This is a genomic window from Sphingobacterium sp. UBA865, from assembly GCF_002295765.1.
Classification (GTDB): Bacteria; Bacteroidota; Bacteroidia; order Sphingobacteriales; family Sphingobacteriaceae; genus Sphingobacterium; species Sphingobacterium multivorum.
In genome coordinates this window covers 20,834-42,355 of sequence record NZ_DBGB01000033.1, presented here as the reverse complement: position 1 = coordinate 42,355, position 21,522 = coordinate 20,834, and the positions used below count along the sequence as shown (strand labels likewise).

Annotated in this window: 21 protein-coding genes and 2 pseudogenes; 13 read left to right on the top strand and 10 right to left on the bottom strand. The window is 42.6% G+C overall.

Features of this window, described 5'->3' with window-relative positions:
- Positions 1-18 precede the first annotated feature (18 nt).
- The 7 genes from B2O97_RS18610 (at position 19) to B2O97_RS18580 (ending at position 4,017) form a co-directional block, all read left to right on the top strand.
- Positions 19-333, top strand: a complete 315-nt coding sequence (locus B2O97_RS18610) for a MerR family transcriptional regulator (protein ID WP_070566596.1) — start codon at positions 19-21, stop codon at positions 331-333.
- Positions 334-972: 639 nt separating this feature from the next.
- Positions 973-1,617: a DUF6266 family protein gene (locus B2O97_RS18605; RefSeq protein ID WP_286767879.1), complete on the top strand. Its 645-nt coding sequence runs from the start codon at positions 973-975 to the stop codon at positions 1,615-1,617.
- A gap of 51 nt (positions 1,618-1,668) precedes the next feature.
- Positions 1,669-2,202 (top strand): DUF6266 family protein, encoded by a 534-nt coding sequence (locus B2O97_RS18600; protein WP_286767878.1) that lies wholly within the window; start codon positions 1,669-1,671, stop codon positions 2,200-2,202.
- A complete protein-coding gene (locus B2O97_RS18595; protein ID WP_286767877.1) occupies positions 2,199-2,603 on the top strand; it encodes a DUF5675 family protein in 405 nt (134 codons plus the stop codon). The genes B2O97_RS18600 and B2O97_RS18595 overlap by 4 nt, the downstream gene beginning before the upstream one ends.
- Before the next feature lie 275 nt (positions 2,604-2,878).
- The gene (locus tag B2O97_RS18590; protein WP_286767876.1) at positions 2,879-3,178 is read left to right on the top strand and encodes a hypothetical protein; all 300 of its coding nucleotides are present in this window, start codon (positions 2,879-2,881) and stop codon (positions 3,176-3,178) included.
- Positions 3,165-3,335 (top strand): hypothetical protein, encoded by a 171-nt coding sequence (locus B2O97_RS18585; RefSeq protein ID WP_201639283.1) that lies wholly within the window; start codon positions 3,165-3,167, stop codon positions 3,333-3,335. Before B2O97_RS18590 ends, B2O97_RS18585 begins: the two co-directional genes overlap by 14 nt.
- 229 nt (positions 3,336-3,564) lie before the next feature.
- Entirely contained in the window at positions 3,565-4,017 is a 453-nt protein-coding gene (locus tag B2O97_RS18580) for a hypothetical protein (RefSeq protein ID WP_286767875.1), read from the top strand.
- 370 nt (positions 4,018-4,387) lie between these two features.
- Here B2O97_RS18580 and B2O97_RS18575 read toward each other — a convergent pair whose 3' ends face one another.
- From B2O97_RS18575 to B2O97_RS18555, 5 genes are all read right to left on the bottom strand, one after another.
- Positions 4,388-6,547: an excinuclease ABC subunit UvrA gene (locus tag B2O97_RS18575; RefSeq protein WP_286767874.1), complete on the bottom strand. Its 2,160-nt coding sequence runs from the start codon at positions 6,545-6,547 to the stop codon at positions 4,388-4,390.
- 168 nt (positions 6,548-6,715) lie between these two features.
- Positions 6,716-7,075, bottom strand: coding sequence for a response regulator (locus B2O97_RS18570; protein ID WP_115048386.1), 360 nt, complete (start codon positions 7,073-7,075; stop codon positions 6,716-6,718).
- A 243-nt stretch (positions 7,076-7,318) separates the two neighbouring features.
- A complete protein-coding gene (locus B2O97_RS18565) occupies positions 7,319-7,510 on the bottom strand; it encodes a cold-shock protein (protein ID WP_070566563.1) in 192 nt (63 codons plus the stop codon).
- Positions 7,511-8,178: 668 nt separating this feature from the next.
- Positions 8,179-8,427 (bottom strand): hypothetical protein, encoded by a 249-nt coding sequence (locus B2O97_RS18560; RefSeq protein ID WP_070566561.1) that lies wholly within the window; start codon positions 8,425-8,427, stop codon positions 8,179-8,181.
- Between the two features lie 201 nt (positions 8,428-8,628).
- On the bottom strand, positions 8,629-9,636 hold the full coding sequence (locus B2O97_RS18555) for a S41 family peptidase (protein WP_286767873.1): 1,008 nt from the start codon (positions 9,634-9,636) through the stop codon (positions 8,629-8,631).
- A gap of 360 nt (positions 9,637-9,996) precedes the next feature.
- On the opposite strand from B2O97_RS18555, the gene B2O97_RS18550 reads away from it, so the two are divergent.
- From B2O97_RS18550 to B2O97_RS18535, 4 genes and pseudogenes are all read left to right on the top strand, one after another.
- Entirely contained in the window at positions 9,997-10,353 is a 357-nt protein-coding gene (locus B2O97_RS18550; RefSeq protein WP_070566557.1) for a response regulator, read from the top strand.
- Between the two features lie 187 nt (positions 10,354-10,540).
- Positions 10,541-11,914 (top strand): annotated as a pseudogene (locus B2O97_RS18545) (DUF1800 domain-containing protein).
- Positions 11,915-11,930: 16 nt separating this feature from the next.
- A complete protein-coding gene (locus B2O97_RS18540; protein ID WP_286767872.1) occupies positions 11,931-12,608 on the top strand; it encodes a DUF1501 domain-containing protein in 678 nt (225 codons plus the stop codon).
- Between the two features lie 42 nt (positions 12,609-12,650).
- Entirely contained in the window at positions 12,651-13,124 is a 474-nt protein-coding gene (locus B2O97_RS18535; RefSeq protein ID WP_286767871.1) for a DUF1501 domain-containing protein, read from the top strand.
- Between the two features lie 104 nt (positions 13,125-13,228).
- On the opposite strand, the gene msrB is transcribed toward B2O97_RS18535, so the two are convergent.
- The 5 genes and pseudogenes from msrB to B2O97_RS18515 form a co-directional block, all read right to left on the bottom strand.
- Entirely contained in the window at positions 13,229-13,726 is a 498-nt protein-coding gene (gene msrB, locus B2O97_RS25150; protein ID WP_349675900.1) for a peptide-methionine (R)-S-oxide reductase MsrB, read from the bottom strand.
- A 33-nt stretch (positions 13,727-13,759) separates the two neighbouring features.
- A pseudogene (gene msrA / locus B2O97_RS25145) lies at positions 13,760-14,227 on the bottom strand (peptide-methionine (S)-S-oxide reductase MsrA); the annotation flags it as partial.
- Positions 14,228-14,608: 381 nt separating this feature from the next.
- Positions 14,609-16,408: a chloride channel protein gene (locus B2O97_RS18525; protein WP_286767869.1), complete on the bottom strand. Its 1,800-nt coding sequence runs from the start codon at positions 16,406-16,408 to the stop codon at positions 14,609-14,611.
- Between the two features lie 132 nt (positions 16,409-16,540).
- Positions 16,541-17,716, bottom strand: coding sequence for a Na+/H+ antiporter NhaA (gene nhaA, locus B2O97_RS18520; protein WP_286767868.1), 1,176 nt, complete (start codon positions 17,714-17,716; stop codon positions 16,541-16,543).
- Positions 17,700-19,157, bottom strand: a complete 1,458-nt coding sequence (locus tag B2O97_RS18515) for an alanine/glycine:cation symporter family protein (RefSeq protein ID WP_286767867.1) — start codon at positions 19,155-19,157, stop codon at positions 17,700-17,702. Before B2O97_RS18515 ends, nhaA begins: the two co-directional genes overlap by 17 nt.
- Positions 19,158-19,388: 231 nt before the next feature.
- On the opposite strand from B2O97_RS18515, the gene B2O97_RS18510 reads away from it, so the two are divergent.
- Positions 19,389-20,771 (top strand): TrkH family potassium uptake protein, encoded by a 1,383-nt coding sequence (locus tag B2O97_RS18510; RefSeq protein ID WP_204991180.1) that lies wholly within the window; start codon positions 19,389-19,391, stop codon positions 20,769-20,771.
- A 72-nt stretch (positions 20,772-20,843) separates the two neighbouring features.
- Positions 20,844-21,521, top strand: coding sequence for a potassium channel family protein (locus B2O97_RS18505; protein ID WP_070566542.1), 678 nt, complete (start codon positions 20,844-20,846; stop codon positions 21,519-21,521).
- Position 21,522 lies beyond the last annotated feature (1 nt).

Genomic DNA, 21,522 nt, shown 5'->3' with positions numbered 1-21,522 from the left:
AACCCTAAATAAATATGTATGCGTAAAAATCGCTGTTTGAAAGGGCTTTCGATTAGCCCAGGGCAATCCTATGCCCAAGAATTGATCTTGCTGGAACTGTTAGCGGTCAAGCGTCAGTTGGCAACTTATCTCGAGCTACGGGAGCAGCTGGATGCGGGAAATGTACTGCTTCGTGATGCTGAATATGTTAAATCGCATGTCGGGATCTCTACCGAAACGCTCTATCGGCTGCAGCGGGATGGCTATATCTGCATCGCCAAGCGCGAGCGCAACAAGCGCTATTATCGCGATACGGATGTGGAGCGGTTGCGCAGGAGCTACCGCGGCCTATAGCCTGCTCGATCAATCGATTTTTACCTGTATACGATTACTTTCTTCGGACGTCTCCCTTAACGGGGAGACGTTTTTTAGTCACATCCCGACCTTTTTCGAACTTTCTCCTGTTCAGCTTCTACCTTTCCAGCTGTTTTCATCGGGTTGCCATCGGGATTTCATCGGGATAATCCGATCAGTACCCGATGAAATCCCGATGAAAATACGATCGAAGGTAGGCATTGGGCCGTAATCAATAGCCAGTTGTAGGTAATCGAGTGAATGATTTTATTTGACCGCAGTAACCTCTAGTTCTACCAGAAGTGTTTCGAAAAGATGTTTTACTTCCATCACAGTGGAGGCTTGCTGTAGCTGCTTCTTTTGAGCCCATGCTTTTTTATCGATCCAGCTAATGGAATGCTATAAAATCCCAAGTTAATTGCTGCTGTATTTGCTATCATTTAGCAGTCAAATGTAGGCAATTTTGTGGAAAAAAAAACTGCAGTGAAATCAAATAAGGTCTGTAATCGGTCAGTTTTCCGATGCCTTTCGGTCAGCTGTCGGTCTAATGTGTTTTGTGTATTTGTTGTTGATTTAAAGTGTTTTATGTTTGTTATGTCAATCAGGAATACCGGTATAAAAAAGGATTGATTTTAACACATGGGAACTATTGTAAACGGAGCAAATGGTGGCTTTAAGGGTAAAGCCGGCTCTATAATTGGAAGCAGCTGGAAGAGCATCAACTACATCAAAGGGGTTTATAAAAAAAGAACGAAGCCCGCATCAGAAGCACAGCTTATGCAGCAGGAAAAGTTCAGGACGCTGATGCGTTTTCTGCTGCCGATCAATGTCTTTCTGAAAATCGGATTTGGCGGTAAAAACACCGAGAAAGTGACCCCGATGAATGCCGCATTTCAATTCAATCAAAAAATGGCGATTACGGGTATCTACCCGAATTTCGCGCTTGACTATGCGAAGATCAGTATTTCAGATGGCGGCCTGTACGGTGGCGGTACGGTCGCAGTCTCCTATGACTCGGGTGAACTGATCTTTACCTGGTCAACAGGTGCAAGTGAAACATTCGAAACCTTTGGGGATGACTTGGTTTATGTGCTGGCTTATCATCCCGAAAAAGATGAGTTTATTTCAACGCCGGCACCGAGCACACGATCGACGGGGATGGTGACCTTTCTGGTGCCCGATCACCTAGCTACAGGTTCAGTGCATACCTGGATGTTTTTGTCCAATCGGTCAAAAACCCGGGTTTCGAAAAGTGTGTATCTAGGCGAGATACAGCTTATTTAGTGAACTGTGGGCTGAGCCGATCGGGCTCAGTCCCTTTTTAACCGCTTAATTATGGCAAAAAAGACAATCAGTCCCGGGCAGCAGCGGGTACGTGCGGCCTTCAAAGCGGGGGTGGCATTTTTGGCGCCCTTAAATGGATTGGTCAAAAACGGATTTTCCGAGATGGCCAAAAGAAAGAGCAGTCTCGCAGGGGGATTGGCACTTGGGTATTTGCTTAAGGTGGCCATCAGACAGGAGGAGGACGGACCAGTAGTCGATCCTGCTTTGGTGCGCCTCAGTGAAGGGGCTTTGCCTGGTCTATATGGCATCAGGATAACTCGTTATGCGGATTCCATTGAATTGACGCATGAGGTAATGTTTTACAGTTTTTTGCAACCGGATGACCGGCTGACACTCTGCGCCTACCAGGTGGAGAAAGGCTATGCCTACGTCAATGAGCAGGTTTGGCAACGCCGGGAAGGGCGCGTAAAGGTGCCGATTCCTGAAGGATTTCGTGCGGATGGATTCCATCTTTATCTCTTGCTGTCAGATCGCAAGGGCGCAAAGTATTCAAGGTCAAAATATCTAGGTTATTCAACATTATGAAAACAAAACATATTCTGTTGCTCCAACGTAAATACGGAGCGCAGGGAACCAACGGCACCATCACGTATCAGGGTGAAGAAATCTGTCATACAATCGAGCTACCCGACAGAAATAATATTCCGCGGATCAGCTGTATCCCTATTGGGCAGTATAAACTTGAAAAGCGGCGTTACCCCAAGCATGGTGAGCAGATCGGCATCCCGATGGTGCTGGGCCGAGAGGCGATCCTGATCCATGCAGCCAACGATGCGTTGAAAGAACTGCAAGGCTGCATTGCACCGGTCACCACCTTAACGGGTGAAGGTCGAGGGGACTACAGCGGTAAAGCTTTAGCAAAACTTAAAGCGCTAGTGTATAGCCTGTGGGATATGGGGGATGAAGTGTATTTGAATATTCGATAAATGGAGGTATGGAATAGATCATTGCATTCTTTGGTGTCATCTTTTTAGTTCTCTGGCTATATGAATCAAACTCGCTGCGCTCAGACAGTGATTCATATATACGCCAGATCCCGTCAAAGCTTGACAGTCAGAACGCTATATTTTCTATTCCTTTACCTGCAGATTTATCGAGGCTGGTATTAGGAGAGATTGGTGGTAGTAATAGCAGGCTTTCAATTCTTTGTCCTCCTATATTGCTCGAATAAAGAAGGGAATGTTTTTAAAAACGAATAGGTATGAAAAAAATCTTAAACAAAATAGGACAGGTGTTGCAAGTGGTTCTTGCGGCTCCCGTTAAATGGCCCGGAAAGGCGGGTAACATTTTAAAATATATCGCTGTGGGCCTGGGCATCTTGGAAACAGTTATGGAAGAGGAAAAGCCGCCTCCTGAACCTTCGCCTGAAAAGGAGGATCCTATCGATCTACCGCGTGACAATGTGCAGGAAAAGAACAACCTAGACGAGATTTATCGACGGTCTGACGGCGAGGCAATCCAGCAAAATGCAGAAAGGAGCGAAGCTGATGCGATGGAATGATATTCGCATCTCAGCACTAGGTGGTACGCTATGTTCCATCTGGGCCAGTATCTCGCTGGGTGATGTGCTGCAGACTGCCTTGACAGCCGCTTTAGGCACCTTGGTCAGTTTTGCTACAAGTAGATTATTGGCGAAGTTAGGCAAACGAAAGCGGTGAACGAATGTAATTTAGGCGTATCTACGGGTGCGCCTAACTTTTGTAAGGCTTCGACATATTGTACTGTTATCAATTTTGGAATGCGTTCGTGATCAGATAGAAAAGAATTTTTTTGCATTATTACTGGCAGGTCGGCGGCAAAATTCAGCAGTTTATGAGGAAAAGAAATAAAGTTAACGATATAAGCTTGGGTTTTTACCAATAAATTTTTGTCTATATTTGAGTGACGGTGATCAATTATAATAACCAAGTGAAAGCGAAACAACTTATTCTTCTATGCATTTTTGCGATAGCTTACTGTACACCATTACAGGCAAGCAAAATAGATTCCTTACTGCAAGTCTTGGATAAAGCTATAAATAATCGGACAGTTTATTTAGATACCAAGATTCGTCAGATTGATTCAATCAAAGATCGGTTGAGAAATCACTCAGCAGCCAAAGATCGCTATGAGATCCAAAATCAGCTAATTTTTGAATATCAAACCTTAAACTGTGATTCTTCGCTCGCCTATATCGGTCGCAATATCGCAATAGCCAAACAATTGAACGATCAGAAGCTCATGACCGAAAGCCAAGTCAAATTGGCTTTTGTTCTTTCCATCTCTGGATTGTTTACCCAGGCATCAGAATCAACGTGTCGTAAATCTAGGAATACAGATCGGACTTTAATCAGCCAATGATCAGTTTTAAATAGTACAATTACAGGTTTAAATAATAAGCAGGATCAAAATTATTTGGCCCTTCTTATTATTTTGAAGAAATTTGGACGATACGTATTACTCGCTCAGTTTTTTGAGCAGTTAGATTATCGGTGGTAATTGATTGTACGGCGACAACGCATCGTTGGAGTTAGTATTCAGGAAATTGGCGAACTTGAATTGGCACTGATTGCAAATGCCAACTTGGAGCATGGCGGATAGCGGACTTTTACGTTACAAAGCGTAGTTAGAACATCAGGGGAATCCAGTTTGAATTTATAGTGGATTTCAACGATTCAAAACCCAAGAACAAGCGTCGTTAAATCGCTTATCCTAAGTTTCAATGTGAGGGTTACTTCTTTCGGCCGATTGAGGCTGCAGAATGGATATGTTGCCGTAAACAGGCTGCCGTTAGCGAGACAGTATCTTTGAGCAAATCGGCAACGGTACCTGTAAACACCACATTTCCGCCATACTTGCCCGCTCCGGGCCCAATATCGATAATCCAGTCCGCTTGGACGATAACATCAAGGTTATGCTCGATAACGATCAACGTATTGTGATTGTCCACCAGGTTATCGATAAAGTTTAATAGCTTTTCGGTATCATTTGGATGTAAGCCTGTGCTTGGTTCATCGAGGACGATAATCTTGTTGGAGTTCTTGAGTTCTTTGGTCAGTTTGAGCCGTTGTCTTTCCTCACCCGAAAAACTGTCTGACCGTTGCCCCAAAGTCAAATAGCCCAGACCGAGTTGGAGTAACATATCAAACGACTGACGGTATAGTTTGTCCGGGAAAAAATCATAGGCTTCTGCTACAGTCATATCCATCACCGCAACAATATTTTTATCATGGTAATGATATGTTAAGACCGCTGGCTTAAAGCCAGAGCCACCGCAAACCTCGCAGGTCTGTTCAATATCATCCATAAAGGCCAGATCAATTTTTTCGATACCGATACCTTTGCAGTTTTCACAGGCGCCGAGGCTATTTCGACTAAAAAGCTTATCGGATACCTGATTTGCTTTTGAAAACAGGGTACGTATCGCGTCAGATAAGCCCAGGTAGGTCAACAGATTGGAGCGTGCACCCGTTGAAAATAACGACTGGTCTATAATGGTGGCTTCGGGATAAAATTTGGGCAGCACTTTGTTGATCAGCGTACTCTTGCCCGAACCCGCCACGCCGGTAACTACGGTCATCACCTTTTGGAGAATGCTTACATCGACGTCTTTCAGATTATGCAGATTGGCATGCTCGATTTCCAGGTATCCCTTTGCCGATCGTGGCTTATGATTAATTTGAGGCTGTTTGGCAAAGTACAGGCCTGTTTTTCCGGTGGATGTTTTTAGTCCCGCAACCGTGCCGTTATAGACAATATCGCCGCCGTTTTTTCCCGATTCTGGCCCCATATCGATTACATGGTCGGCTATGCGGATCAGATCGGGGTCGTGCTCATCAAGTAAAACGGTATTGCCTTTATCACGCAGCTGTTTAATAATTGCGGCTATGTTCTGTAAATCCATTGGATGAAGTCCGATGCTCGGCTCGTCAAAAATATAGAGTAAATCCGTCAGGCTGCTCCCCAGGTTTCGCACCATTTTGATGCGCTGACTTTCTCCGCCCGACAGCGTATCTGTTCTTCTATCCAAGGTCAAATACTGTAAGCCGATGTTGACGATATACTGCAGTTTCTTTTTCAGTTCGGTCAGAATAACATCAAAAGCGTTGGATGGTAAAGAAGCAACAAATGCCAAGAGCTCATCGATCGAAAGGGCCGTACAGTCGGCAATGTTTTTGCCCCCTATTTTACAGGACAGAATCGTATCATTCAACTGGTTTCCCTTGCATACGGGGCAAGTTTTGGTAACGATAATGGTATTTAAAGCCTCTTTTCGGTTCATGATTTCCTTAGACTGCTTTTTGAGGAATGCTTTTTCAATACGGGGAATGATACCCTCATATTGGACCGTTTTCCCCCATTCCGGATCAGGATGTTTGGGTTTGTGTTCGGCTGCATGCAAAAGGAGCTCCCATTCCTGCGGGGTATAATCGTGCAGGTTTTTATCGTTGTCAAAATAGCCTGATTGGGTGTAGCGCGTCAGGCGCCAGCCGCCCGGTTGAAAGGTCGGGAATCGGATAGCCCCTTCGTTCAACGATTTTTGTTTGTCGATAAGGGAATCCGTATCAATGGTCTGCACAATGCCAAGGCCTTCACAGGCCTTGCACATGCCCAAAGGATTATTGAATGAAAAAGCGCTTGAATAGCCTACAAAGGGTGTTCCCATGCGCGAGAAAAGCAGGCGCAAGGAAGCATATATGTCGGTAGCCGTTCCTACAGTCGAGCGTGCATTACCGCCCAATCTTTTTTGATTGATAATAATAGGGACATTCAGGTTGTCGATTTTGTCCACATCCGGAACACCGATGTGCTGCAGCCGGTTTCGGATAAAACTGCCCTGTGTTTCGCTGAACTGCCTTTGGGCTTCAGCACCTATGATTTCAAAGACCAAAGACGACTTGCCCGATCCGGAGACTCCTGTAAAAACACTGATCTTTTTCTTGGCGATCTGGAGAGAAATATTCTTGAGATTATTTTGTCGGGCATGTATAATGTGACTTGCGTTTCAAGAATAGTCCCTTTTATAGCGCTCCGTAGGTCAGGTATATTTTATGCTGTTTTAACTATTTCTTTTAACCACATCGACCATATGATCTAAATCAAATGGCTTTTCAATAAAGTCGTCGGCTTTACATTCGGCGGCGGTTTTTGCAATATCGCTGGCTGTCGATGTCAGGACAGATGGAAGCTCTTCGGTATCTGGATCAGCTTTGAGTTCCTTGATCACCTCGGATCCTTTTTTACTTCCTTTAATATGGTCATCCACAATAAGAATGTCGGGATCAATATCTGCAAGCTCTTCTATTGGTTCAGTCGTAAGCGATGGAATCACATCAAAACCCTCATCTACTAAGACCTCATCCATGATATTCAAGATATCTTCATTATCTTGAATAACTATAGCCTTCTTTTTCGTCATTTCTATTGAAATTTATCGCGTAAATATAGGAAAAAAGCGGATACAAAAAACAGGGGAACGCGCAATTTTCAGTTCGGAGAAACAGAACAAAAGTAAGGCTATCAGTGAGCTGATAGCAATGTAGGCTATTAGGGGGGTTAGGTCGTCGTTTTTGGCTAATTTTTTAACAAAAAAAAACAGATAACATGAATGTTATCTGCTGAACTTAACTTAAAGAAGTTTTTAAACTTCCTACTTAATTAATTATGCTATTCGCACATTAACTGCGTTAATGCCCTTTTTACCGTTTTCTAGATCGAATGTTACAGTATCGTTTTCACGTACATGATTGATTAAACCTGACGAGTGTACGAAAACATCTTGACCGCCATCTGTTGGTGTAATAAAACCAAAACCTTTGGTGTCATTAAAGAATTTTACTGTTCCTTGTTGCATTGTATATATGTATTAAATTATGTATTTATTAGAACGCTTTTGCAGCATACCTTTCCTTTAACCATACGCGTTAGTAAAGGATAAATCGATCTGTCAACAAAAAATGAAGTTTGCAATTTTTCGTATTGATACTATCAATCTGAAAAAGGCAATTGACTTTATATGTTGATAACACAATAGCAGCTGGAAAAACGAAGACTGAGAAGAATGAGTAAACTCAAAAGTGTCAGAAGAAGTAATGGCAGAAGCCTGATTATTATTCAAATGTAGTTATAAATTATTGAAAAACAAAGTTTTTTATTTTCTTCTGCCAATGTCAGCAAGCGCTAGAGGAGAAAGAGTTGCCGCCGATGCGGAGCTGATGTTTTGCTGGCAGAGCCATTTGAACTTGATGATCGCTATGATTTAGTAGAGAAAGTTAGGTAAGCGTAGTTTTAGAATTTAAGGTTGGTTCAGGCCACTAAGTGATTGAATGAGTTGGAAAAGCAGAAATAGGAAGCGGACCAAACTTAAGGATAGTTTGGTCCGCTAGGTTAAAAAAATATCATGCTTTAATAATTCTTACGCATGTTTCACAGTAATCCTCTTTGTTATGCATTAGCTCACCTACTTTATGAATCAATACATGCTGCTGATTGTGCATTGGATTATACGTTGACCAAACGCTATTAATGGCTTAGCTGTAACTTTCCGATGAAGGGGCGGTTATCAACCGTTAGAATAGCTTCTTTAAGGGAATAGCATAGCTGGTAGCTTTCGCTCAGTGCCTTTTTGCTAGCTTCTATTTTGTCTTTTTCAACCTTGTCGACAATCCAGGTTGGGTTTAACGGATCGGAATTAAATTTGGTGATTAATACGGTAAATCCTTCTTTCTGAGCACTGATTAAAGTGTCTTTTGTGATGTCTACTATTTTCATAGTGAGATAATATACAAAAAAAATATGAAACAGGATGTGCCAAGTTGAGTTGATGACCTGTTCGACGTCCGGACAATTTTAACGCAAATGTACCTTCTTTTATGGATCCGGCGCTAAAATTTGGCGATTCAGGCATCGGAATACCCATCGTAAAGCAGCTCACAAAAAAAATTATATGTAACTAAACTTTTTATCTTAATTCTATTCTCCATTGAGGTGGTCGCGCACAAAATTTAGCCAATTCTTAGGATCAATGGTTTTATCAATAAAGACGTCTGGTTGTAATCCGATATCGTCTACAGGGAAGTCCGGAATACGGTAACTTTTAGATAATCCATAATACAGTTCAATATCGCCACAAGGAGATGTGACGATATTTACATTAGAAATATCAAGCATCCCTTTTGTTGTTCGACCGTACAATTTTACCTTTTTACTTTGCATGGCAGTCAATAGAAATTGCTCTGTCGTGCTCCCGTTATTTTCATTGATAACGATTCCTATGTTTTTGGGGTAGGGCTGAATGGTATCCAGCTTGGTTATGTTTACTTTTTTATTGAATAAATCAACATACTCACCTTTATTGGCCTGCAATTTTTCGTAGTAGTTTTTGAATGTTTTTTTAGACTCCTCGTCAAAATCGGGGTTTTGACTCAGCTCCAACATGCGTTGATTATTTAAATCAGTCGAATAAAATAATGCACCTACGGTTCTGATCGGTTGCGTGTATAAGAAGGGGATAAGGCTACCATAACTCGCATCACTTCCACCTGGATTATTTCTGACGTCAATAATAAAGTTTTCGGTCGATAAGATGGTTGCTCGGTTGGCCAATATAAGGCTGTCAATCGCCTTCTTTTCGGATATTTCAAAATCAGGAATACGGAGGTAAACCGTGTTTTCATTTAATTTTTCGAAAAATGGCTTTGTGGCGTTTAATGGATTCAGGTCCTTTTCGATCGGCTGTTTATGTTGTTCGGTAGCCTTTTTGACGTTCTTTGTTTTTCCAATATAATTTACGCCGATATGTCCATTACGGAAGAAACGGATCCATTGATTGAGCAATGTAGCACATTCCTGATTATTGGGCAATTGTTTTACTTTTTTTAGATATAGCGCATTGTGCAATTCATAAGCATCCCGGCCTTTCTTGCTGATGATGTATTGAAAACCGGCATCATTCTCTTCAAACGTTTTTTTTACCCACAAAAAATTGGATTCACAATTGCAGTTTTGGGCGAAATTTAAGATAGGTAAACTTAGCAATAGCCATAAAAATAGGACGCGTGTGTTCATGTGTATAATAAGAAATGTTAATAATTGTTGATCCTACAAATATAGACTAAAAATAGAAAATACACGCGTACACAGCGAAGAAAAGATGCATTAGTACGGATGAATCTTATTGCTGATTTTGATTCGTCTTTATTAAAACTATAGTGGAACCTCGGCTGTCTATAGTGTACTGTTTACAAGATGCAAAGTCTGCTATATAATGGTTTACGCGGTTATTGTATAACCACGAAGGCACATCTCAGGAAACTATAAACGTATTAAAGATTCGAAAAAATGAAAAAGAAAATAGTCATTTGCGATGATGAACTTCTTATTTTAGATGTATTAGCCATTGCCTTAGAAAGTGACAGCGTTGAAGTGATCAGCACATCAAAAAGCACAGAACTGATCGCCCTCATTGAAATTGTGCAACCTGACTTGTTGATTATCGACCTAATGATGCCCTGGTTGACCGGTGATGAACTTGTGCGCGAGCTAAAAACTGGGCAAAAATATAGCCACATGCCCATTATCATGATGTCTGCTAGTGCTAGAGCGCCAAGAGTAGCCGACGAATGCGGAGCAGATGCTTTTCTGGCAAAGCCATTTGAACTTGATGATCTCTATGATTTAGTAGAGAAAGTAATGTAGCGGACCAAACTTAAAAATGTATCGGCTTTTCATGAAAAAAGCGGGCAGAACATATTGCGGCCAACTTAAAGTCGCAGTTTCGGGCTGGTAGTCACTTTGTTAATTTAGCTTAATGTTTGTTAAATCGAACCTTCCTGTAAGCTAACATAGCTAAATAATTCGTTATTTAGGTATAAAAGTAAACAGGATGATGTCCGACTTTAAAAAAAATATGCACCTGGCAAATCGTGCCGGATTTGGGATGAGCCTACAGCAGATTCCCATTTTTGACCAGCAGTCTACCGCAGTCCTCTGGAACCAATATGCCCAAAAACGTGAATTTCATCCGATCAGTTTCAATATGGAGCAGAACGATTTCGACTATACTGCACTTTCCAAGTTGAATGCCGCAGAAAAAAAGCAGGTTCAGCAGCTCAACCGAAAGCGTAATATTGAAATCAACCTCAACTTTCTGAATGAAATGGTGCATAGCGAAGATCAGCTCAGGGCGAAAATGTCCTTTTTTTGGCACGGCCATTTTGCTAGCCGGGTTATCAACTCCAATTTTAGCGCTCATATCCTCAACGAAATCAGGAAAAATGCGCTCGGAAATTTTCGGGATTTGCTGTTTGCCGTTTCCAAAGCTCCGGCGATGCTCAATTTCCTCAACAACCAGCGGAATAAAAAAGATCACCCCAATGAAAACTTTGCCCGCGAAGTGATGGAACTCTTTACCATGGGGCCTGGTAACTATACCGAATCGGATGTAAGGGAAGCTGCACGCGCATTTACGGGTTGGTCGTATGATAAGGATGGCCAGTTCCTGGAGCGTAAAAAGTTTCATGACTCGGGCCGCAAAACATTTTTGGGGAAAACCGGGAATTTTGACGGTAATGCCGTGTTGGATATTATACTGGATCAACCCGCTACGGCCCGTTTTATCACAGCAAAACTCTACCGTTTTCTAGTCAACGAACACGTAGATAGTGGCATCATTGCTTCGTTGAGTAAAGATTTCTACGATTCTGGATACAATATCAAGCAATTGCTCGACCGCATGTTTACAGCAGGCTGGTTTTACGACTCCAAGAATGTCGGTAATAAAATAAAGTAACCGGTAGAACTCATGGCCGGTATCATGCGCATGTTACCCATGGAAATAGCGAATCCTGAAAACCTGATTGTTTATCAAAAGTTGCTGGGGCAGATGCTCTTGTATCCGCCGAATGTGGCGGGATGGCCGTCGGGAAAAGCCTGGATCGACAGCTCGACCTTATTACTACGCATGCAGATTCCACAGATATGGACCGGCCTGCGCCCGCTGGACCTTGATGCGCAGAATGACGACGACCTCGACATGGGGCTGAAGCAGTCTCGGGCGCTGGCTAAGGCCTACAAAAATCCCAAAATATCCATTGACTGGGCTGGGGTCGAGGCTGTATTTGCCGACCGGGATCCCTTTGAGCTCTTGCTGTCGCAGCAGCCTTCGTTTGGTAAGAAACTGCGCGATAGCTACGCTGGTGGAAGCCGGCGTAGAACTATTATTGAAGTCATGAGCATCCCCGAATTTCAACTTTGTTAATCGTAAATAGGAAACCATGTTTATCAAAAGACGCCAATTTCTTAAAGCAGGTACACTCGCAACAGCATCGCTGCTGCTGCCCAATTTCTTAAAAGCCATGTCCTCGCCCGAAGCACTGGAAAGGGGAAATAAGGTGTTGGTCATCTTGCAGCTTAGTGGCGGCAATGATGGGCTGAATACTATTGTGCCGATACGCAATGATATTTATTTTCGGGAACGGCAGACGATTGCGGTCAATAATGCGATGGCCCTTACGGATGAAGCGGGCATTCATCCGGCTTTGCCTTTTTTCAAGACACTTTATGATCGTGGCGAACTGGCTGTACTCAACAATGTCGGTTATCCCGATCCCAATAAATCGCATTTCCGCAGCATGGATATATGGCATAGTGCGAGCCGTAGCGATGAGTATCTGGAGAGTGGCTGGATAGGCCGCTACCTGGATCAAGCCTGTTACGACTGCGATCATCCGACGCAGGCGCTCGAAGTGAATGATATGCTAAGTCTTGCTCTCAAGGGAAAAAAGAAAAAAGCGTTTGCGTTTAAAGACCCCAAAAAGCTTTATCAGACCAGCCGTGAAGAGTACTTTAATACACTCTATCAGGAACATCAGCATCAGCATGAAGAGGAAACAGTAGCCTATCTGTATCAGACCCTGGGTGATACGATAAACAATGCCGATTATATTTTTTAACAGAGTAAAGCCAGTAAGACCGCGGCAGCGTACCCTGATTCTGTGCTTGGAAAGGATCTGAAGACGGTATCTTCCTTAATTAAATCAGATATCAATACACAGGTATATTATCTGCAGGTCGGTAGTTTTGATACGCATATCAATCAGCAGCAGCGGCAGGAGAGCCTATTCCACACCATCAATGATGCCGTGGAAGCTTTTGTGGACGACCTCAAGAAAAATGGTCTTTTTCAGCATGTCATGCTCATGACCTTTTCGGAGTTTGGGCGCAGGGTGGCCCAGAATGCCAGCAATGGCACAGACCATGGTACGGCCAACCAGCTTTTCTTTCTATCCGGAGGCTTGAAAAGACAGGGACTGCTCAATGCCTTGCCTGACCTGACTCAGCTCAATGAGGGGGATCTCCAGTATACGGAAGATTTTCGAAAAGTATATGCAACAGTGCTGAAAAACTGGCTACATGCGGATTCCGCCAAAATATTGGGATGGAAAAATGGGATTTATGATTTTATTTAAAAAACACAGCTGTATGAATACGGTACTGTTCGGGGTAGCAGCGCACAAAAAAACTGATGCAGACTTGCATCAGTTTTTGCTAAGAGCCTTTTAAAATATACCATTTACTTCTTGGCTAGCAAGGGCAAATATTTTTCATAACCCTTGGCTTTCATTTCTTCTTTAGGCACAAATTGGAGAGAGGCACTATTGATGCAATAGCGTAGCCCCCCTTTGTCGGCAGGGCCGTCATCAAAGACATGTCCTAGGTGAGCGTCGCCAGTTTTGCTACGTACTTCCGTGCGGCGCATGCCATGAGAATTATCAGTTAATTCTTCGACTAAGTCTGGATTGATCGGTTTGGAAAAGCTGGGCCATCCACAGCCTGATTCAAACTTGTCGGTCGAGACAAATAGCGGTTCACCGGTAGTAATATCTACATAAATTCCATCTCTGAACTCATCATTGTATGCATTATCGAATGCACGCTCGGTTGCCTGATTTTGTGTTACATCATATTGTAGTGCTGTAAGTTCTTTTTTAAGTGTGCTCTTGTCCTTTCTTTTGTAGGTCGGTAACACAACTGTATCTTTGGCGGGAGAAGGATTGGCTTTGCGAGCCATCTCGAATAATTCCGGATCAATATGGCAGTAGCCACCTGGATTTTTGTCGAGATATTTTTGATGGTATGTCTCAGCGTCGTAGTAATTTTGTAAGGGTTCCAGTTCAACAACTATTTTTGCCGGATATTTTTTGGCCAGTTCGGCAAGGCTTTCCTTGATAACCGGAATTGCTGAATCATTTGTATAGTAAATACCGGTACGATATTGTGTTCCGATATCGTTTCCTTGCTTATTGAGCGAGGTCGGGTCGATAGTCTTTAGGAATAAATCTACGAGCAGCTTTAAGTCAACGACTTGTGGATCGTAAGTGACTTTGACAGTCTCCGCAAAGCCTGTTTTTCCTGTGGAAACCTGCTCATAGCTTGGGTTTTTTAGATTGCCATTGGCATAACCAACTTCGGTAGCGGTCACCCCGCGGACCTGCTTAAGAAAATGCTCCGTACCCCAAAAACATCCCCCTGCAAAATAAATAACCTGCTCGTTCTCACCATTAGGGTTCATAGCTTGTTTTTTAATTGTTTTGGAATCATTAGTTTTCTGTGAAAAACCAAATTTGCTGAGCATAAATAAGCCTAATCCTAGTAATAATAATAAAAATACCTGTTTCATAGCGTTTCTCCATTCTTGTTTTTTAATATACGATGTAAAGATCCAGATCGGTTTTAATCAATTTAAAAATTGGGATTCTTTGCTTCGTTATTGGTAAGATATATCTAGTTATGAAATTCCATAAAGATCGATAGAGCGTTTTAGGATGATGGTACTTTTTTTACCTGAAGCAGACAATACGATACAGTTACCGATAGAAATCTATAGTTGAGTTGCTAAAAGTTGACGGATAGTGCTTCCCATTTTTAAACTTAAATGGATGTTTATTGTTTCCTATTCGAGATAATGCCCCTGGCGGATTAGCAATGCCCGATATTTATTAAACACACTTGATTTTGACACAAAACCCATATACTTATTCTCAAGTCCGAGCACAGGTAGGATCCAGGTATCTTCTTTATTCATTTTGTTCATCACGGATTCCATATTTTCATTTATCAGCACAATATCATTGGGTTTCTGGGCGAGTTTTTCAAAGGTACTTTCCAGTCCTTCCAATTCACCAAGTAGAATCGAGAATAGATATTCGCTGTTGACCAGCCCGATGAATTTGCCATCATGGCTCACAATGGGAAATATATTTCTTTTGCTATGAATAATATCGTGCTGTCTAGATTTAGGGGTTTCATCAGGACGCAAAATCACAAAGTTCGTTTCCAAAACGTATTTGATACGCATCATGCTTAATACGGAACGATCTTTATCTTCATAAGAGATCAAATCACCTGATTCTGCGAGCACCTTGGTATAGATAGAATGCTTGAGCATTGTTCTATTGATGAGGTAAGATATCGAACAGACAAGCATCAAAGGGACCATCAATGTATAGCCACCGGTCACCTCTGCAATAAGGAACATACCGGTCAAAGGCGCATGCATAATGCCGCTCATGGCGCCGGCCATACCAGCTACAACAAAATTAGGAACGTTCAGCTCTGCAAGCCCTGTCAGATTGATGCCATAAGAAAATGCAAACCCCAAGAGCCCTCCCATCACCAAGCTTGGACCAAAAACGCCACCATTGCCACCTCCATTAAGAGTAAAGAGTGCGGCAAATGATTTTCCGAAGAGCGTCAATAGCGTATATCCAAAAACAACGAAGCCGATATTATGGTATTCGGAGAATAAACTATTTTTGACAATTGCGTTGAACTGTCCATTCAAAATTTGCTGTATGGTCAGATAGCCCTCGCCGTATAGCGCAGGAAATATTAGGATCATCAGTCCCAGCGCAATACCGCTCACCCATACCTTGTTATAAGGATTTTTGATTTTCCGAAACCATTGGTTGACAACAACAGATACGCGCGCAAAATATACGGTGTATAAGCCTATCAGTACAGCCATTAGCAGGTAGAAGAATAAGGCGGGTACCTGCCAGTAGGAATTAAAGTTCGTAAATAGGGGTTCACTGTAGAGCAGCCGCGAAACCACCGACGCCATTGCAGAGGAAATTAGCAGTGGAATAAACACAGGAATAGAAAATTCGGGTAGCAGAATTTCAATGGCAAAGATCATTCCTGCCAAAGGACTATTAAATGCACCAGCAATACCTGCAGCTGCACCGCAGGCCAGTAGCATGGTCACTTCTTTATATTGTAATCCAAAAAAACGCGCAATATTTGAACCAATAGAAGATCCGCCCAAGGCAACGGGAGCCTCCAAACCACAGGAACCTCCAAATCCGACAGTGATCGCTGAAGTCACCACCTGTGAATAAATATTACTGGGATCCAGTCGGCTTCCTTTTCGGCTGATCGCATAAATAATCGGCGTTATACCATGTTCTATCTTTTTGCCTTTGATAAATTTTCGGACAAATAATACACTCAGCAGAATACCGATCAACGGAAAAACCAGATACAAAGAATACTTTAATTTCCAGTCAATATCGTTCTGGATACTTGTCGCAATAAAATGAGTCAGTCTTTTTAAAACGGATGCCATGAGCCCGCCAACAATACCGACCAAAAAGGCCAAGATGATGATAAAGTTCCGATTCGAAACTTTTCTCATACGCCATTGGTTGATATGGTCTATTTTTTTATAGAAAGTCTTTTTAAAATTTGCCATTTTTGAAATATTCAGCACACTAACTTACGCACAGATGAAGTAGCGTGCGCCAATATAGTCATTATTGCAAGCAAATAATTTGTATCGTCTTATAGTAGGTATTAATACTAACGTATTGTTACATAAATAGGCTTATACACGACTTTTTTTGCCGAACACCGACAATACCAAATAACCTAAAATTCCCGCCAGCAGTGAGGTCAGCAGAATCGATAACTTCGCTTCTTTGATATGCAGCGCGTCGCTGAAGGACAGGATGGAAATAAATATAGACATCGTAAAGCCAATTCCAGCCAATAAGCCTACACCCAGGATATGTTTAAATGAGCTTCCTTCCGGGAGACTACTAATCCCCAGTTTAGAGCAGACAAAAGTCATGATTAAAATGCCCAACGGCTTGCCCAGTAATAAGCCAAGGCTAATACCCAGGCCCATCGGAGCGACCAATCCTGTAAGCATCTCGCTTTCAATGCTGATATTGGTATTGGCAAATGCAAATAAGGGTATAATAAAAAAATTGACAGGCTTGACAAGCGCATGCTCCAGACGTTCTAAGGGCGACTCAAGGTCTGTATCATTGGTCGGGATAGTCATCGCCACCATCACACCAGCAATAGTAGCATGTATACCCGAATGATGAATAAAATACCAGATAAATACACCTGGTATCAGATACAGATAGGGGTTTTGTATATTCATGCGGTTCATGACAAACAGAATAACCATACCGATACCTGCATACAGTAAGTAGGTGGTTTCAATGCCCGAAGAATAGAAAAAAGCAATCACCAAAATGGCGATCAGATCGTCCACGATAGCCAAAGCGGCCAAAAATACCTTTAAGCTTGCTGGAATCCGGTTACCTAGCATACCGATTACGGCCAATGCAAAGGCGATATCTGTCGCCATGGGTATACCCCAGCCACCTGCTGTCGCCTGCCCTGAATTGAAGCTTAAAAAGATGATCGCCGGTACAATGGCGCCACCAGTAGCGCAAAGGATCGGGAGCGATGCTTGTTTAGGCGAGGAGAGTTCGCCTTCCACGATCTCGCGCTTGATCTCCAGTCCCACGAGCAGAAAAAAGATAGCCATTAATCCATCATTGATCCAAAGCAGTATGCTATATTTTAAATGTACGGTGTCAGAATCGAAACCAAAGGGTGTATCCAAAAATGATTGCAGCCCAGGACCAGCTGCGGTATTGGCTACGATGAGGGATAAAATGACGCAGATAAATAATAAAATGCCGCCAGCGTTACTTGACTTGAAAAAATTTTTGAATACGGTAAGATTAATCAATTGGCTCATCGTGTTGCGTGTTCTTTTTGGACCATAGGTCCATGTTCGGAAATTGAAATTTGGAATTGTCGAATATAGGATCTTTCTTGGACCTCTGCTGCTCCCGATAGTCTGCATAGATGGCGACAACTTTTTTGTGAAGCAGGAGTATTGCAATCAGGTTGAGCCAAGCCATGAGACCGACACCAATGTCACCCAGGGTCCAGGCAGATTTTGCTGTACTGATACATCCGACATAGGTAGATACTAATATGAGCAGTCGCAGAATCCAGATAAGTACGGTTTTATGTTGTTTTTTTCGGCTAACGAAGCTGATATTGGTTTCGGCAATATAGTAATAAGCCATAATAGTCGTGAACGCAAAAAAGGCCAGTGCCAGCGCGACAAAAGCATCTCCAATGCTGGGGAAATGATGTGACACGGCCTGTTGGGTGAAAGCTGGTCCCATTTCCGTTGCCGGAAGATGTTGAACGAGAAATCCTCCGGCTGGATTTTCAACATTGTATTGGCCGGTAAAGAGAATCATTAAAGCCGTGGCGGTACATACAAACATGGTATCCACATACACCGAAAATCCTTGGACCAGGCCTTGCTTGATCGGATGGGATACTTCTGCAGCGGCTGCTGCATGTGGTGCTGTGCCTTGGCCGGCCTCGTTGCTATAGATACCCCGTTTAACACCCCACGAAATTGCCATGCCGGCGATAGCGCCGAAAGTAGCTTCCATGTTCAAAGCCGATTTTACAATCAGGGCGATGACGCCAGGGATCTCCGTGAAGTTGAGGGCAATAATAACTAAAGCCATAAGAATATAGGCGCCCGCCATAAACGGTACAACATATTCGGCAACGGTGCTGATCCGTTTTACTCCACCGATGATAATAATCGCCAGTAGCCCGGCAATAGCCAATCCGGTGATACTCGGCGACACATGGAAAGCGGACTCGACCGCTGCGCTGATACTGTTGCTCTGCACACCGGGCAATAAAAATCCGGTACTGATGATCGTCACGATTGCAAAGGTCCAGGCAAAAGTCTTGGATCGTAACCCTTTCAGGATGTAGAATGCAGGTCCGCCCCGGTATTCGCCATCGTTTACCTCCTTGTACATCTGACCAAGGGTAGCTTCGACAATGGCCGACGCACTGCCTAAAAACGCAATTACCCACATCCAAAAAATAGCTCCTGGGCCGCCCATAGCAATCGCTGTAGCGACGCCAGCGATATTGCCTGTGCCAACGCGCCCCGAAATAGCAAGCGAAAAGGCCTGAAACGAAGAGATGCCTTTGTCGGAACTGCTTCCATTAAATAGCAATCGCACCATTTCTCTTATCTGCATAAGCTGCGGGCAGCGAAATCGTACCGTAAAGTAGATGCCCGTCAGTAGACAGAGGTAGACAAGTGCATCACTCCAGATGATATCATAAATTTTATTGATTATTACGTCCATGTTGTATCATTGAATTCGTAGGCTGGCTAAAAGTAGGGAAAACCAGCCAAGGCTGCTTTAAATATCGAATAGATTTTGTTTATGTATTTTAAATATCTAATACGTATAATTTATATGTGTCCTTTGCCGCATCTACAAGGAATATTTTTGCTATTGAAAATTTTTATATTGTTTCCGGCTTGCGCCGGATAATTTATTTTTTTTAATTTTACCGGTATACCTTAAAATATTTTGATCAAAAAACGATTCTATAATCCGGCGCAATTGTTCATCTTTAGTTTCTTGGCATTGATTGTTATGGGAACTATGTTGTTGAAACTTCCCATTGCCCTTAATAAACCAATCTCCTGGACTGATTCGCTTTTCACTGCAACGAGTGCAGTTTGTGTTACAGGGCTTGTTGTTGTTGACACAGCTACCCATTTCACTGGCTGGGGCCAAGTTTTTATTTTATTGCTGATTCAAGCTGGTGGAATAGGAATACTATCTTTTGCTGGTCTTTTCGCCTATTTTTTAAAAGGGGGAAGCAGTTATGAAAATCAGCTTGCCATACGGGATTTCTCGAACACGCAACGACTGGGTGAAGTATTTACTTTACTCAAGCGCACGATCGCAATTACATTCGGAATAGAAGCTGTCGGTGCTGCCGTCATCTTTTGGACTATGGATGGTTTTAACGGGGCAGGTACTGCCGAACGCATTTTTATTGCTGTATTTCATTCGGTGTCTTCGTTCTGCAACGCTGGTTTTTCGACGTTGTCAAATGGCCTGATGCATCAACAGGTTTATTATAATTATGGGTTCCAACTGGCGGTAGCCAGTATATATATATTTGGCGGTTTAGGATTTCCAATTGTTATAAATGTACTTAAATATATCAAACACTTGATAAATAGGTTGTTCCATAAATGGACAACGAAGGAAAATTATTACCGTCCTTGGGTAATGACCATTAACAGCAAGCTCAACCTGATCACGACGTCTTGTATCACTGCGTTTGCGACTTTGGTGCTCTTTATCTCCGAATATAATCATGTTTTTGCTGATCATAGTGGTATAGGAAAATGGGTAGTAGCTTTCGCAACGGCGACAACACCGCGAACGGCAGGCTTCAACAGTATTGATTTTGCACAGCTGCATTTTTCAAGCATTTTGTTTATTATGCTATTAATGTGGATAGGAGCATCGCCAAACTCCACAGGCGGGGGGATAAAAACGAGTACATTTGCGCTCGCCATACTGAATGCGATCAGCTTGGCAAAAGGGAAAGACCGAACTGAAATATTTAGACGCGAAATAGCAGGGATCTCAATTCAGCGTGCTTTTGCTACGATGTTTCTCTCGCTTATAATTATAGGGATGGGAGTATACGCAATTTCATTTTTTGAGCGCAATCGGCCTTTGTTAGAGATCGCATTTGAATGTTTTTCGGCATACAGTACCGTTGGCCTTTCTTTGGGAGTTACAGGTGATCTGGCGGAAGGAAGCAAAGTCATATTAATTCTTTTGATGTTTATTGGACGAGTAACCATGCTATCGGTATTAATCGCTTTTATCAAAAAGGCGCGCTATACGCACTATCGATATGCTGAAGAAGAATTGACAATATATTAGGTAAAGGTTCCCGTATTAGTTTTAATAACTATAGGAAGGGATGTACGTATAATTTGTAAAGAACATACAAGAATGAAATTTATCATTTTAGGATTGGGGAATTTTGGAGCTTCTCTGGCAGAAAAGCTCACTGCACAAGGCAATGAAGTAATAGGTGTTGATCGTCAGATCGCTAAAGTGACGGCATTGAAGGAAAAGATTACACATACGATTTGTTTGGACGCAACCGACGAAACGGCTTTTCACTCTTTACCGTTAAAAAATACGGATGTTGTGGTCGTCGCGATCGGTGAGGATGAAGGTGCCAATATTATGGTCAGTGCTTTGTGTAAAGAGGCTAACGTGAAACGCCTGATCAGTAGGGCCGTAAACAGACTGCATGAAAAAGTACTAGGTGCGCTAGGGGTGTCAGAGATAGCTCATCCGGAAGAAGAGTCTGCAGAACGGTGGTCCAAGCGCTTGTGTATGACCGGGTTTGTAGATTCTTTTGAACTTAATAGTAATTATTCGATTGTAGAAGCCATCGTCCCTAAAAAATATGTGGGACAAACGATTCAGGAGATCGGTTTCCGAGAAAAGTATGAACTATTAGTGCTTACGATATTAAAAAATACGGAAAAAAAGACTTCATTTGGAAAAAGTGTTGTAACCACAGTACTCCATGGTATTCCTCGTCCGGATACGCGATTGCGGGAAGGAGATATTTTGGTGATTTATGGCTACAACGATCATATCAAAGCGTTCCTCTAAT

Coding starts and splice junctions, on each gene's coding strand:
- B2O97_RS18585 (WP_201639283.1), top strand. CDS start 3,165: ATGCGATGGAATGATATTCGCATCTCAGCACTAGGTGGTACGCTATGT.
- B2O97_RS18610 (WP_070566596.1), top strand. CDS start 19: ATGCGTAAAAATCGCTGTTTGAAAGGGCTTTCGATTAGCCCAGGGCAA.
- nhaA (WP_286767868.1), bottom strand. CDS start 17,716: ATGAGCCAATTGATTAATCTTACCGTATTCAAAAATTTTTTCAAGTCA.
- B2O97_RS18525 (WP_286767869.1), bottom strand. CDS start 16,408: ATGGCAAATTTTAAAAAGACTTTCTATAAAAAAATAGACCATATCAAC.
- B2O97_RS18550 (WP_070566557.1), top strand. CDS start 9,997: ATGAAAAAGAAAATAGTCATTTGCGATGATGAACTTCTTATTTTAGAT.
- B2O97_RS18570 (WP_115048386.1), bottom strand. CDS start 7,075: ATGACGAAAAAGAAGGCTATAGTTATTCAAGATAATGAAGATATCTTG.
- B2O97_RS18595 (WP_286767877.1), top strand. CDS start 2,199: ATGAAAACAAAACATATTCTGTTGCTCCAACGTAAATACGGAGCGCAG.
- B2O97_RS18590 (WP_286767876.1), top strand. CDS start 2,879: ATGAAAAAAATCTTAAACAAAATAGGACAGGTGTTGCAAGTGGTTCTT.
- msrB (WP_349675900.1), bottom strand. CDS start 13,726: ATGGCTCGCAAAGCCAATCCTTCTCCCGCCAAAGATACAGTTGTGTTA.
- B2O97_RS18515 (WP_286767867.1), bottom strand. CDS start 19,157: ATGGACGTAATAATCAATAAAATTTATGATATCATCTGGAGTGATGCA.
- B2O97_RS18565 (WP_070566563.1), bottom strand. CDS start 7,510: ATGCAACAAGGAACAGTAAAATTCTTTAATGACACCAAAGGTTTTGGT.
- B2O97_RS18605 (WP_286767879.1), top strand. CDS start 973: ATGGGAACTATTGTAAACGGAGCAAATGGTGGCTTTAAGGGTAAAGCC.
- B2O97_RS18505 (WP_070566542.1), top strand. CDS start 20,844: ATGAAATTTATCATTTTAGGATTGGGGAATTTTGGAGCTTCTCTGGCA.
- B2O97_RS18560 (WP_070566561.1), bottom strand. CDS start 8,427: ATGAAAATAGTAGACATCACAAAAGACACTTTAATCAGTGCTCAGAAA.
- B2O97_RS18600 (WP_286767878.1), top strand. CDS start 1,669: ATGGCAAAAAAGACAATCAGTCCCGGGCAGCAGCGGGTACGTGCGGCC.
- B2O97_RS18540 (WP_286767872.1), top strand. CDS start 11,931: ATGTTTATCAAAAGACGCCAATTTCTTAAAGCAGGTACACTCGCAACA.